Below are 12,319 nucleotides of genomic sequence, written 5' to 3' on the forward strand. Positions count from 1 at the left end.
GGGCCGATGCGCAAAGCCGGAACTACCGCCGGCTCATCGGCAGCTTGCCGGCTGTCTTGTGCAGTTTGAAGGCCGACACCCGCTTGCCGGTACGGGCTTCCCGATCGAGTTGGCGCTGCTTGGACTCCTCGAACTTGTCGCAGGACATCTCGAGTTCCTTGACCAGCAGGGCAAGTTCGTCGCGCATCTTGGCGCCCTCGCCGGTGAAGTCCTCGCGCTCGAAGATGCGCCACTTCTTCAGCACCGGCATGACGACCTCTTCGAGGTGGATGCGCGGGTCGTAGACGCCGCCGACGGCGATGATCACCGCTTTGCGCCGGAACTCGGGCACCTGGAACCCGGGCATCTTGAAGTTGTGCAGGATCAGGTGCAGCGACTTCATCGCTTGGTTGGGCGCCAGATCGAACGCGGCCTCGCTGACATCGCGGTAGAAGATCATGTGCAGGTTCTCGTCGGCCGAGATCTTGGCCATCAGCTGGTCGGCGATGGGATCGTTGCAGGCCTTGCCGGTGTTGCGGTGCGAAACGCGGGTGGCCAGTTCCTGGAAGCTCACGTAGATGACCGAGTCGGTGACGCTCTCGGCGAAATAGTTGCCCTGGTGGTTCTGGCCCGGGCTGAAGCCGCGGTTGACCACCTCGAGCCGCAGCTTTTCCAGCTCGAACGGGTCGACGGAGCGGGTCACCACCAGGTAGTCGCGCAGCGCGATGCCGTGTCGGTTCTCCTCGGCGGTCCACCGGTTGACCCACTGGCCCCAGGCGCCGTCCATGCCCATGTTCATCGCGATCTCGCGGTGATAGGAGGGCAGGTTGTCCTCGGTGACCAGGTTCTGCACCATCGCGATCTGGGCGACATCGGAAAGTTTGCTCTGCTCGGGGTCCCAGTCCTGGCCGCCCAGAGCGTAGTAGTTCTTGCCGTCCGACCACGGGATGTAGTCGTGCGGGTTCCAGTTCTTGTGCATGCTGAGGTGCCGGTTGAGGTACTTCTCAACGACCGGTTCAAGCTCGTGCAGCAGGTGTAGGTCGGTCAGCGGGGCCGACATGGCGCCCTCCAGTATCTGTGGTTTTGCGGATTTATCTGTGTCTGTGGGTTGCAGTCAATATATCTGTGTCGATCGGTAGCATCAAGTTTGCGGCAAGCATCACGAAAAATGCCCGTGATGCACCGAGGGCGCTTCGCGGGCATTTTTCGTGATGCTTGCCGTGGTGGGGGTCAGGTAGTTGAGCCGGTCGTTGACCAGGTGCCACAGCCGGTTGAGCACGGCGCGTTCTTCGTCGGTGTCGTAGCGGTAGTAGAACCCGTAGCGACGCACGAGGTGGTTGTTTTTGGACTCGATGGTGGCCTGGTCGTTCTTCTTGTAGGGTCGTGAGCGGGTGAAGAAGATCTCCATGTCCGCGGCCCACTTGATGACCGCCTTATTGAGGAATTCGGTGCCGTTGTCGAAGTCCAAACCCGTTACCTTATAGGGGATTTTAGTAATTCCGGTTTTGAGGGCGCCCAGGATGTGGGCGTGGGCGTTGTTGCGCACCGTGCGGGTGAACACCCAGCCGATGTGCATGTCGGTGAGGTTGACCGTGCGGGCGAACTCACCTTTCAGTGTCGGGCCGCAGTGCGCCACGGTGTCGCCTTCGAAGAACCCCGGAGATTCTTCGGCCTCATCGCCTGCTTTGCAGATGGTGATCGAGGACCGCAGCAGCGGGAGGGTTTCGTCGTCGACACACCCGAGATCTGGTCGCGGGCCTTGGCGCCGCGCAGGTAGCGGTCGATCGTGGCGCTGCTCATCGCCAACAGCTCGGCACGCACCGCCGGGCCGTAACGGTCACGGCCGTCCACCAGTTCGCCGTGGCGTTCTAGAGCATCCAACTGAAGTGCCATGGAAGCGGCCAGATACCGGCCGCACTGCCCGCCTGAGGCCGCCCACACCTTCTGCAACACCTTGAGCGCATCCTAGAGTACTTCGGATTGCGTTGCCGGCGAGTCCGTTTGGCGACCTGCCGACCCGCTCCCGGCGGCGCGGCCGCCGCCCTCAACCGCCGCCGGGCGTTGTCACGCGACCAGCCGGTGACCGCCACCACCTGATCCAGAATCTGCCCCTTGTCCGCCTTCGGCGCCCCCACATACGCCCTGGCGAACTTCGCGGTGATCTCGGCCCGAGACGACATCGACAGCCCACTTCCCATGCCTGCTGAGGATCGACCGTTTCGCGGGCATTTTTACGTGATGCACCGAGGACGCTTCACGGGCATTTCTCGTGATGCTTGCCGCGTCTTTGACCCGCCTGCACATCCCTCCTAGAATCAAGTGACAACGCGTGTAGTCAAAATTGCTGACATCACCCAACCGCCCGGGGGACACCAGTGACCCAAGATACGTCCGCGGCCTGCCCGCTGACCAGCGCCGAGCCGAAGTCGTCGACGAACTCCGCCGGCCAGGTTGCCGCGCCCGGCGATTCGCAACCCGCAGCAACCGGTTGTCCGGTTTCGCCGCTGGGCTATCAGGCGCCGCCGATCCCGCTGGGGCCGGACTCGTTGACGTGGCGGTATTTCGGCGACTGGCGCGGCATGTTGCAGGGGCCATGGGCGGGATCCATGCAGAACATGCACCCTCAACTGGGCGCAGCCGTCGAGGATCACTCGACGTTTTTTCGTGAGCGCTGGCCCAGGCTGTTGCGGTCGCTCTATCCGATCGGCGGCGTGGTGTTCGACGGCGACCGCGCCCCGGTCACCGGCGCCGAAGTCCGTGACTATCACGTCAACATCAAAGGGGTGGACGCGGCGGGCCGCCGATACCACGCCCTGAACCCGGACGTCTTCTACTGGGCGCACGCCACGTTCTTTGTCGGCACAATTCACGTGGCCGAACGGTTCTGTGGGGGGTTGACCGAAGCGCAGAAGCGCCAGCTGTTCGACGAACACGTGCAGTGGTACCGGATGTATGGCATGAGCATGCGGCCCGTTCCGGCGTCCTGGGAGGAATTCCAGGTCTACTGGGACCACATGTGCTGCAAAGTGCTGGAGAACAACTTCGCCGCGCGCGCCGTGCTCGATCTGACCGAACTGCCCAAACCGCCATTTGCGCAACGGGTTCCGGACCGGCTGTGGGCGTTGCAGCGAAAGTTGTTGGCCCCGTTTTTTGTCTGGGTGACCGTCGGTCTTTATGACCCACCGGTACGAACCCTGATGGGTTATCAGTGGTCGCGGCGCGATGAGTGGCTACACCGGCGCTTCGGGGACCTCGTGCGCCTGATCTTTGCGCTGGTGCCGCGTCGAATGCGCAAGCATCCGCGGGGGCGCGCCGGCTGGGATCGGGCCATGGGGCGTATCCCAGCCGACGCGCCATTGGTGCAGACTCCGGCGCGCAACCTGCCGCCGCTGGACGAGCGTGACAACCCCATGCACTACTGCCCTGAGGTCTGATCCGGCGCGGTGTCAGCTGTGCGCGTGGCTGTGGGTCACCTCGCCGTGCCGGTGTTCGTGCGCATGCGGCCCGTGGTGGGTGTGCTCATCGGACATGGATTCATCTCCTTTCTTTTTGTGTGAAACATGTTGTGGTTCTGAGGGGCTCGGTTAGGCGTCGGTTACGGCCTGCAGCCCACCGTCGGATCGGTGATGGCGGGGGACGCCGGGGCCGGCGTGCTCGGCGTTGAAGACCGCATCGATCACCAACTGCCGCACGTGCTCGTTTTCCAGGCTGTAGAAAATCGTCGTCTTGTCCCGGCGGGTGCGCACCAGCCGCGCCATCCGCAGCTTCGCCAGGTGCTGGGAGACCGACGGTGCGGGCTTGTGGATGTGTTCGGCGAGTTCATTGACCGACATCTCGCGATCGGCCAGCGACCATAGGACCTGCACGCGAGTGGCGTCGGCAAGCATCCGAAACACCTCGACCACCAAGCCCACCTGATCGTCCGGCAAGGGCTGTGATCTGTTATCTGCATGTATACGCAGATAATAGTTCAGATTGTTGGTGTGGTGTCAAGATCACCGGTTGTTGGGCGTCTAGGTCCTGTCTGCTAATTGCGGACGCGGTGGTAGGTGATGATGGCGGCCAGGGTGACACCGCCGAGGTAGGTCAGGGCGTATTTGTCGTAGCGGGTGGCGACCGCGCGCCAGTGTTTGAGCCGGTTGAAGCTTCGCTCGACGGTGTTGCGGTGCTTGTAGATTCGGCCTGAGAACCCCGGAGGCCGTCCTCTGTTGCGGCCTTTGGTTTTGCGGCGGGTGATCTGGTCGCTGCGCTCGGGGATGGTATGGGCGATCTTGAGCCGGCGCAGCTGTGCCCGCGTCGAGTCATGGGAGTACGCCTTGTCCGCCAGCAGGTGAAACGGGGCGTATGAGTTGCTGCACCGGGCGGCCAGCAGTGGCCAAAGCATCGGATTATCACCGGCTTGACCGGCCGACAGTGCCAGGGTGACCGGACTGCACAGCTGGTCGGTCAAGGCGTGGATCTTGGTAGTCAGCCCGCCGCGGGAACGCCCAATGGCGTGGTCATCGGGCTCATCGAGATATTTCTTGTAATTCGACAGATCCCCCTGTGCGGCGCCCGGGGCGCTCCGGCTGCGTGTTGGTGGGCGCGCACACTGGTCGAATCGACCGACAACAGTGCGCCCAGGTCGGCGTCCTCGGCGTCGAGGTCAGAGGCGATCGCCGCGAAGATCCGCGCGTAGATGCCATCGACCGACCAGCGTAGATGCCTCTCGGCCACCGATTGCCAGGGACCGAAGTGCTCGGGCAGGTCACGCCACGGAGATCCCGTACGGTAACGCCAGATAATGCCCTCCAGAGTACGTCGATGATCGTTCCACGGCCGGCCACGCCGCCGCCCCGCAGGCAACACCGCCACGATCAGCGACCACAAATCATCAGAAATCGCATGCGTCCGCATCACCCAAACAGCATCAGCCAAAACACCATTCACATTAAGCAGACACGCCCTAGCCGATGCGGCCGAGCGGGCCCGGGAGCTGCGGGACGCAGGTGCGACTGGCGTGGCCACCTTTGAGGGCCCACACGACGTATTCGCTCCACTGACCCTCGCCGCCACGGTAGGCGGCCTGGATCTGATGACCAACGTGGCGATCGCTTTTCCGCGCAATCCGATACACCTGGCCCACCAGGCCTATGACCACCAGCTGCTCAGCGGCGGCCGATTCATCCTGGGCCTTGGCACCCAGGTGCGCGCCCAGATCGAGAATCGGTTCGGCGCCGCGTTCGACCACCCGGTCGCCCGGATGACCGAGCTGATCGCTGCCTTGCGGGCAATCTTTGCTGCTTGGAATTGCGGTGACCGCTTGAAATTTCGCGGACAGTTCTACCGGCACACGCTGATGACACCGACTTTCAACCCCGGCCCAATTCCCTTTGGCCCGCCCCCGATATACGTCGGTGCGCTCGGGCCCAGGCTGACCCGGGCCGTCGCCCAGCATGCCGACGGTCTGCTGGTAATGCCGTTTGGCTCCAAGCGTTTTCTGCATGCCAACACAATGCCGGCGGTGCACGAGGGGCTGCGCGCCGGCGGGCGTCAGGCCGACGAATTCACGATTATTCCGGAGATCATCGTGTCGGCCGGCGACACCGAGGCCGACCGGGAACAGGCCGCCGCGGGCACCCGACGGCTGCTGGCCTTCTACGGGTCTACCCCCGCGTACCGGCCGGTGCTGGCGGCGCACGGCTGGGAAGACCTGCAGCCCGAACTCAACGCGCTGTCCAAGCGGGGGCGCTGGCAGGAAATGGGCGCGCTGATCGACGACACCATGATGCACACCTTGGCGGCCTGCGGCACACCCGCCGACGTTGCGGCGCACATCCGCGATCGGGTGGATGGGATCTCTGACACCGTGTGCCTGTATCAGGCCGCACCCATTGGGCTTTGCACGCTCGCTGCGATCATCGATGAGCTGCGCTGAACCAATTGGGTTGTCTGTCACGCGCTTCAGGGCCCTGATGGATTCGGGGGCGGGCGCATCGGCTAGGGCAGGCCGTCGCTTCCGTCTTGGCCGAGCAGCAGCCCACCGGAGCCGCCGGCGCCGCGAGTGCCGGTGCTGGTGCCCACGCCGCCGTTGCCGCCGGTGCCGATCAGCACGGCGTTGCCGCCCATGCCACCGGCCCCGCCGCTATCGCCGACGCTCAACGATTCTGCGCCGGACCCGCCGGCCCGGCCGGTACCCAGCAGTATTCCGCCAGTGCCGCCGGCCCCGCCGCAGCCCAGCAAGCCGGCATTGCCGCCGGCACCGCCGGAGCCGCCGCCGTTAGCGACACCGAATCCGCCGAAGCCACCGGCCCCGGCGCTGGAGAACAACAACCCGGCATTCCCGCCGGCCCCGCCGGCACCGCCAGTGTTGCTGCCGAACCCGCCGTCGCCGCCGATCCCGCCGCTGCCGAACAGCAACCCGGCGCTGCCGCCGGCCCCACCGACACCGCCGTCGGAGAAGGCGCCGCCCCCACCCGCTCCGCCGGATCCACCCGGGCCGCCGAGCAGCCCGGAATTGCCGCCGGCCCCGGCGGCGCCACCAGCACCGGTAAGGCCGTAACCGCCGGCCCCACCGTCTCCGCCGCCGGCTCCGACCAGCCCGCCCAGCAGCCCGCCGGCTCCGCCAACACCACCGGCCGCGCCGTCCAACGCGCCGAAGCCGCCAGTCCCGCCGATCCCTCCGCCGCCCCACAGCCCGCCGGCGCCGCCGGCCCCGCCGACGCCGCCATCCGCGGTCGATGAGTAGCCGCCGGAACCGCCGGCCCCGCCGGTGCCGGTCAGCCATCCGCCGGCGCCGCCAGCCCCGCCGGCGCCGCCGGTAAGACCACCGCCGATCCCGGCGGAGCCGTTCCCGCCGGACCCGCCGGTGCCCCACATCCCGGCCACACCGCCGGCCCCGCCATCGGCACCGGTGCTCATCGCGCCGGACCCGCCGGCCCCGCCGTCACCGAACACCCATCCGCCCGCGGTCCCGGCGGCGCCGCTGCCCGCGGCCCCGGGGGTGCCGTTGCTGATCAGCGGGCGCCCGGTGAGGGTCTGGACGGGCGCGTTGACCGCGCCCAGTGCCTGTTGCTGGAAGGTATGCAGTGGCGAGGTGCTGGCTGGCGCGTTGAATCCGTCCAGCCCCAGCAACAGCCCGCTGGTCCCGCCGACCCCCGTCGCGCCGGCCGCCGGGCCGGTCCCGCCGACACCGGCATTGCCGCCGTTGCCGATGAGCACCCCAGTGCCCCCCGCACCACCGTCCCCGCCGGTGGTGGCGCCCTCGCCGCCGGCACCGCCGGCCCCACCGCCGCCGATCGCCAGGCCGGCCCTGCCGCCGGCCCCGCCGGCACCACCGGCGGCGGCAGCGCCGTACCCGCCGGTCCCGCCGACCCCGCCGTTGGAGTACAGCAGCCCGCCGTTGCCGCCGGCCCCGCCCGCGCCGCCGTCGGAGGAGCCGTACCCGCCGGCACCGCCGACGCCGCCGGCCGAGAACAGCAACCCGGCGTTGCCACCGGCCCCGCCGACCCCGCCGGCGCCGGCAACTCCGCTGCCACCGGCCCCACCGGCCCCGCCCGTGCCGAACAGCGCGCCGGCGTTGCCGCCGGCCCCACCATTGCCCCCGTCCCCGCCGGTACCGACTCCGCCCGTGCCGCCGGCCCCACCCGGGCCACCGAACAGTCCGGCGTTGCCGCCCGCCCCGCCATCGCCCCCGGTCCCACCGGCACCGAACCCGCCGGTCCCGCCATGGCCGCCGCCGGCACGGACCAGCCCGGCCAGCAGCCCGCCGGCGCCACCGGCCCCACCGGTCCCGCCGACCCCGCCGGGGCCGTACCCGCCGGCACCCCCGAGGCCCCCGGCACCCAACAGTCCGCCGGCCCCGCCGGCCCCACCGGCGCCGCCGGTGAAGCCGAACAAGCCGGGCCCGCCGGCCCCGCCGGCCCCGGCGTTACCCGACAACGATCCGCCGGCTCCGCCGACCCCGCCGGCACCTCCGTCGCCCAACGGCGAGCTCCCGCCGGCCCGGCCGGCGCCTCCCGAGCCCAAGAGTCCCGCCGCCCCGCCAGCCCCGCCGACCCCGCCGGTCGGGTTGGCGACGGTGCCCGGTGTGCCCGAGCCGCCGATCCCGCCGTCACCGAGCAACCAGCCGCCATCGCCACCGTTGGCTCCGGTCCCCGGGGCCCCGTTGGCGCCGTTGCCGATCAGCGGGCGCCCCGTGGCCGCCAGCAACGGCGCGTTGACGATGGTCAACAGCTGCTGCAGCGGGCCGGTGTTGGCCGCTTCCGCGGCGGAATAGCCGCTGGCGCTGGCGCTCAGGGCCGCCACGAACTGGTCAGAAAAGACCCCCACCTGGGTACTGAGCTGCTGATAGGCCAGGCCATGGCCGGAAAACTGCGCCGCGATCGCCGCCGACACCTCGTCTTGGGCCGCGGCCACGACCGTTGTTATCCGGGTAGCGGCGGCCGAATTGGCCGCATTGAGGGTCGAATTCAGGCCTGCCAGATCGTTTGCCGCGGCCTACACCATGCCGGGCACCACGTCAACAAGCGTCATGTCACACCTCCGCTGGGTCGTTACACCCGGGCTGCGGCTCGGATCTCCATCGATACGCTCGACAAACTGGAGCCTACTGCGGATGCGGTGTGAAATACCAGGTTCCGGCAAGCATCACGAAAAATGCCCGTGAAGCGTCCTCGGTGCATCACGTAAAAATGCCCGCGAAACGGTCGATCCTCAGCAGGCATGGGAAGTGGGCTGTCGATGTCGTCTCGGGCCGAGATCACCGCGAAGTTCGCCAGGGCGTATGTGGGGGCGCCGAAGGCGGGCAAGGGGCAGATTCTGGATCAGGTGGTGGCGGTCACCGGCTGGTCGCGTGACAACGCCCGGCGGCGGTTGAGGGCGGCGGCCGCGCCGCCGGGAGCGGGTCGGCAGGTCGCCAAACGGACTCGCCGGCAACGCAATCCGAAGTACTCCTAGGATGCGCTCAAGGTGTTGCAGAAGGTGTGGGCGGCCTCAGGCGGGCAGTGCGGCCGGTATCTGGCCGCTTCCATGGCACTTCAGTTGGATGCTCTAGAACGCCACGGCGAACTGGTGGACGGCCGTGACCGTTACGGCCCGGCGGTGCGTGCCGAGCTGTTGGCGATGAGCAGCGCCACGATCGACCGCTACCTGCGCGGCGCCAAGGCCCGCGACCAGATCTCGGGTGTGTCGACGACGAAACCCTCCCGCTGCTGCGGTCCTCGATCACCATCTGCAAAGCAGGCGATGAGGCCGAAGAATCTCCGGGGTTCTTCGAAGGCGACACCGTGGCGCACTGCGGCCCGACACTGAAAGGTGAGTTCGCCCGCACGGTCAACCTCACCGACATGCACATCGGCTGGGTGTTCACCCGCACGGTGCGCAACAACGCCCACCCCACATCCTGGGCGCCCTCAAAACCGGAATTACTAAAATCCCTATAAGGTAACGGGTTTGGACTTCGACAACGGCACCGAATTCCTCAATAAGGCGGTCATCAAGTGGGCCGCGGACATGGAGATCTTCTTCACCCGCTCACGGCCCTACAAGAAGAACGACCAGGCCACCATCGAGTCCAAAAACAACCACCTCGTGCGTCGCTACGGGTTCTACTACCGCTACGACACCGACGAAGAACGCGCCGTGCTCAACCGGCTGTGGCACCTGGTCAACGACCGGCTCAACTACCTGACCCCCACCATCAAACCCATCAGCTACGGCTGCAGCCGCGACGGTCACCGCCGCCGGCTCTACGACAAGCCCCAGACCCCCCTGGACCGGCTGCTGGCCGCCGGAGTCCTCTCAGCGGCCCAACAAACAGAGCTGCTCACCTACCGCAACAGCCTCAACCCCGCCGCGATCGCCCACCAGATCGCCGACCTGCAAGCCGCCCTGCTCAGACTCGCCAAAGACAAGACCGAACAGCTCTACCTCGCCGCCATACCCGCCGCTCTACCCGCCCTCAAAGCCGGCATCCGCATCAAAAGCAAGACCACCACCTGACCCCGATTTCGCGGGCATTCCTTACCTGATGCATGAACCAGGTTTCGCAGGCATCTTGACTCGATGCATCACGGGTTCTTGGCGCTCTGATCGCGTACGCCGGGCGTCGAGCAACGCGCGGTGCGGTCAGGGCGCAACCGTGAGCCAGTCGGAGAAACCCGACGGGTCGTGGCGTCCCAGCGCCCCGTGCTCGTAGAGGCCCCAGCCTTCCACCGGATCCGTGTCGCCGTCACGGCATACCGCGCGGCCCACGTGGTCGATGACGCCGAAGCCGGACCGCGCGATGATCGCCGGATCGGTCATGCCGTAGGTCAGCCGCTCGACGAACTTCTCGCCCTTCCACATGCCGTGCAGCCAGTCCGAATCGCCGCCGTAGCCACCGCCGACATGAATCGGAACCGCCAGCTTGGATTCCACATCGAAGTGCACCGGCGTGCCATCGGGTCTGGTGGCGTCGATGGTTGCCCCGGTCGGGATGCGGGTGCCCGAGCGGTAGTGAATCTTTACCCGCGGCCAGCCCAGCTGTTCGACGCGGCCATCACGCCAGATCCGGGTGCAGTCATTGAGCGAGCGGAATCCGCTGGGCTCCTCTTGAATGATCAGCACGATCGCGAAGTCGTCGAACGCCATGGGGACATACAGCCACCACATGCCCTCAAACGGCGGGTCAGCGGGTCGCCCAGCCGGCTCGGGCTCGCCGACCGGCCGGATGCCCCACGATCGGTCCCGACTACCGATCCAGGTCGCCGGGTCGACGTCGATCTGCTGCCCCTCGACCTGGATTTGGCCGCTCCAGGTGCCCAGCTGGGCGAAGCGCTGCGCATCCAGGGTCACCCGGTTGCCGGACCGCAGCAGATGCGGCTGCTCCGCAACGACGTCGAACAACCCCTCCCAGGTGAGATCGGCTGACACGCCTTCGGTTTCGTCCAGCACCAGGCGCAGCTTGCGCAGCGGCTCTATCACGTCGATCCGGTAGCCGTTGACATGCTGGTGCAGCCGGTCCTGATCGATCGCGTCCGAAAGGTGCACCGCGGTTTGGGTATCCCCGCGCCTGATCAGCAGGAACGCTTCCTTGACGCCGAGGTTGGGGTAGTAGCCGATACCGCTGATCACAAAGATGTTTCCGGTGCGGTCATGGGCGTTGAAGTAGGAGCGGTCGTAGAAATGGCGGTCGGAGGAGCCGGGCCAGGCGATCGGTTGGGGAAGTTGATGTACCGGGTACTCGTCGAGGGGGCCAAGTGGTTGCGGCATCAGCGCTCATCTCCGATCAGACGTTTCATCAATCCAGCGTGGTAGAAAAGTGATTCGACATCGTCGGGCTTTTCCACTTCACCGAAATGCACCCGACGCGCCCCGGTGCGCATGAAGACGCAGGCCCACATGACTCCGGAATAGACGTAAAACCAGTGCAGGTCACCAAGTTGGGTACCGGTGAGTCGCTGGTAGGTGCGGCGTACGTCGTCCTCGCGCATCACCGTGGGCAGCCCGGGCAACGTCGCCAATCCGGCAAGTTCTTCAAAAACCATGTGCGCAAATATCATCCACGCGACATCGAGTTCACGGGGTCCCAACGTGACCATCTCCCAGTCCAGTACCGCCACGGGCCGAAAGTCGCGGTACAAGACGTTGCCCACCCGGGCGTCGCCCCAAAGCAGCACCGGTTCGCGTGCGGCCACCTCGCTGGGCCAGTGCTCTTGCAGCCACTGGAAGGTCCGCTTTATCAGCGCGGATTTGCCGATGCCAGGTACCGCGAAGTCGTACCACGAGCGCACCCAGTCGAAATGCCTGCGCAGCGCGGTGTCACCGGACGGACCGTCGGACAGGAATCCAAATATGTCTTGCGGGTTCGGTATTGAATGCAGCATGGCCAACAGTCCGACGGTGGCGTCCTGTAGCTCACGCTGCCGTTCGGCCGGCGCATCGGCGAACCAGTTGTTGCCGAACGTGTAGGGCATCACGTCGGGCGGTACCAGGCCCTCGACGTAGTCCATCAGAAAAAACGGCGTCCCCAGCACTTCTCCGGTGGGTTCCATCCAGCGCACTCGGGGCACCGGGACGTCGCTGAGTTCACCCACCAGCTTGATGACTTCGAATTGGTGGTCGAGTCGATAGCTGGGGAACACGGGCACGTCGCCGGCGGCCGGCGCCACCCGGGCCACCAGCTTCTGCTGCACCGGCCGGTGATCCTCGTGCCAACGTGCGGTCAGGATGATCGTTTCCGAACACATCCCCGTCGAGTCGACACCGCTTTCCACGGTCACCTCGGGTGCCGCGTTGCCGGGCAGCACGCCCGCCAGCCACCGTGCCATCACTGCCGGCAAAGTCGTCATGTCGCGGCTGGAGCGCTGTAGGTGGGCTA

The 12,319-nt window shown here is 66.8% G+C and carries 14 protein-coding genes and 1 pseudogene; 6 read left to right on the forward strand and 9 right to left on the reverse strand.

All coding sequences use genetic code 11. The features are described 5' to 3' along the window. Positions 1-22 precede the first annotated feature (22 nt). From G6N41_RS09485 to G6N41_RS28320, 4 genes are all read right to left on the reverse strand, one after another. Positions 23-1,039: an acyl-ACP desaturase gene (locus G6N41_RS09485; RefSeq protein ID WP_198967209.1), complete on the reverse strand. Its 1,017-nt coding sequence runs from the start codon at positions 1,037-1,039 to the stop codon at positions 23-25. 99 nt (positions 1,040-1,138) lie between these two features. After that, entirely contained in the window at positions 1,139-1,615 is a 477-nt protein-coding gene (locus G6N41_RS28310) for an integrase catalytic domain-containing protein (RefSeq protein ID WP_231608893.1), read from the reverse strand. Beyond that, entirely contained in the window at positions 1,591-1,872 is a 282-nt protein-coding gene (locus tag G6N41_RS28315; protein WP_198965176.1) for a hypothetical protein, read from the reverse strand. Before G6N41_RS28315 ends, G6N41_RS28310 begins: the two co-directional genes overlap by 25 nt. Beyond that, the gene (locus G6N41_RS28320) at positions 1,848-2,159 is read right to left on the reverse strand and encodes a hypothetical protein (RefSeq protein ID WP_198968056.1); all 312 of its coding nucleotides are present in this window, start codon (positions 2,157-2,159) and stop codon (positions 1,848-1,850) included. The genes G6N41_RS28315 and G6N41_RS28320 overlap by 25 nt, the downstream gene beginning before the upstream one ends. A gap of 195 nt (positions 2,160-2,354) precedes the next feature. Here G6N41_RS28320 and G6N41_RS09495 point away from each other — a divergent pair, with 195 nt between their 5' ends. After that, positions 2,355-3,413, forward strand: coding sequence for an oxygenase MpaB family protein (locus G6N41_RS09495; RefSeq protein ID WP_198967210.1), 1,059 nt, complete (start codon positions 2,355-2,357; stop codon positions 3,411-3,413). Between the two features lie 150 nt (positions 3,414-3,563). Here G6N41_RS09495 and G6N41_RS09500 read toward each other — a convergent pair whose 3' ends face one another. Continuing rightward, the gene (locus G6N41_RS09500) at positions 3,564-3,935 is read right to left on the reverse strand and encodes an ArsR/SmtB family transcription factor (RefSeq protein WP_011738780.1); all 372 of its coding nucleotides are present in this window, start codon (positions 3,933-3,935) and stop codon (positions 3,564-3,566) included. Positions 3,936-4,006: 71 nt separating this feature from the next. Beyond that, positions 4,007-4,878: pseudogene (locus G6N41_RS09505) on the reverse strand (IS5 family transposase). On the opposite strand from G6N41_RS09505, the gene G6N41_RS09510 reads away from it, so the two are divergent. Further along, positions 4,874-5,896: a TIGR03617 family F420-dependent LLM class oxidoreductase gene (locus G6N41_RS09510; RefSeq protein WP_198967806.1), complete on the forward strand. Its 1,023-nt coding sequence runs from the start codon at positions 4,874-4,876 to the stop codon at positions 5,894-5,896. The pseudogene G6N41_RS09505 and the gene G6N41_RS09510 overlap by 5 nt on opposite strands. Positions 5,897-5,958: 62 nt before the next feature. Here G6N41_RS09510 and G6N41_RS09515 read toward each other — a convergent pair whose 3' ends face one another. After that, entirely contained in the window at positions 5,959-8,442 is a 2,484-nt protein-coding gene (locus tag G6N41_RS09515) for a PE family protein (RefSeq protein ID WP_231608991.1), read from the reverse strand. Between the two features lie 258 nt (positions 8,443-8,700). Between G6N41_RS09515 and G6N41_RS09520 the strand changes: the two genes are divergently transcribed. The 4 genes from G6N41_RS09520 to G6N41_RS09535 all read left to right on the forward strand — a co-directional run bounded on the left by G6N41_RS09520 (position 8,701) and on the right by G6N41_RS09535 (position 9,960). Continuing rightward, complete coding sequence (locus tag G6N41_RS09520; RefSeq protein WP_198968060.1) at positions 8,701-8,916, forward strand: hypothetical protein; 216 nt, start codon at positions 8,701-8,703, stop codon at positions 8,914-8,916. A 72-nt stretch (positions 8,917-8,988) separates the two neighbouring features. After that, a complete protein-coding gene (locus G6N41_RS09525) occupies positions 8,989-9,270 on the forward strand; it encodes a hypothetical protein (protein WP_198965176.1) in 282 nt (93 codons plus the stop codon). Continuing rightward, positions 9,246-9,401: a hypothetical protein gene (locus tag G6N41_RS09530; RefSeq protein ID WP_198965232.1), complete on the forward strand. Its 156-nt coding sequence runs from the start codon at positions 9,246-9,248 to the stop codon at positions 9,399-9,401. The genes G6N41_RS09525 and G6N41_RS09530 overlap by 25 nt, the downstream gene beginning before the upstream one ends. Positions 9,402-9,411: 10 nt before the next feature. Continuing rightward, positions 9,412-9,960, forward strand: coding sequence for a hypothetical protein (locus G6N41_RS09535; RefSeq protein ID WP_231608476.1), 549 nt, complete (start codon positions 9,412-9,414; stop codon positions 9,958-9,960). Between the two features lie 126 nt (positions 9,961-10,086). Here the strand turns inward: G6N41_RS09535 and G6N41_RS09540 are convergent, their stop codons facing one another. Further along, on the reverse strand, positions 10,087-11,211 hold the full coding sequence (locus G6N41_RS09540) for a hypothetical protein (RefSeq protein WP_198967211.1): 1,125 nt from the start codon (positions 11,209-11,211) through the stop codon (positions 10,087-10,089). Further along, positions 11,211-12,290 carry a phosphotransferase family protein gene (locus G6N41_RS09545; protein WP_407663800.1) on the reverse strand — a complete coding sequence of 360 codons (1,080 nt, stop codon included), beginning with the start codon at positions 12,288-12,290 and terminating at the stop codon, positions 11,211-11,213. Before G6N41_RS09545 ends, G6N41_RS09540 begins: the two co-directional genes overlap by 1 nt. Positions 12,291-12,319: the final 29 nt, after the last annotated feature.

The organism is Mycobacterium shottsii (assembly GCF_010728525.1).
Lineage (GTDB): Bacteria > Actinomycetota > Actinomycetes > Mycobacteriales > Mycobacteriaceae > Mycobacterium > Mycobacterium marinum.

Excerpts from the sequence above, each read along its gene's own strand:
- G6N41_RS09545 (WP_407663800.1), bottom strand. The coding sequence starts at position 12,290 with ATGACGACTTTGCCGGCAGTGATGGCACGGTGGCTGGCGGGCGTGCTG.
- G6N41_RS09540 (WP_198967211.1), bottom strand. The coding sequence starts at position 11,211 with ATGCCGCAACCACTTGGCCCCCTCGACGAGTACCCGGTACATCAACTT.
- G6N41_RS28320 (WP_198968056.1), bottom strand. The coding sequence starts at position 2,159 with ATGTCGTCTCGGGCCGAGATCACCGCGAAGTTCGCCAGGGCGTATGTG.
- G6N41_RS09520 (WP_198968060.1), top strand. The coding sequence starts at position 8,701 with ATGTCGTCTCGGGCCGAGATCACCGCGAAGTTCGCCAGGGCGTATGTG.
- G6N41_RS09485 (WP_198967209.1), bottom strand. The coding sequence starts at position 1,039 with ATGTCGGCCCCGCTGACCGACCTACACCTGCTGCACGAGCTTGAACCG.
- G6N41_RS09525 (WP_198965176.1), top strand. The coding sequence starts at position 8,989 with ATGGCACTTCAGTTGGATGCTCTAGAACGCCACGGCGAACTGGTGGAC.
- G6N41_RS28315 (WP_198965176.1), bottom strand. The coding sequence starts at position 1,872 with ATGGCACTTCAGTTGGATGCTCTAGAACGCCACGGCGAACTGGTGGAC.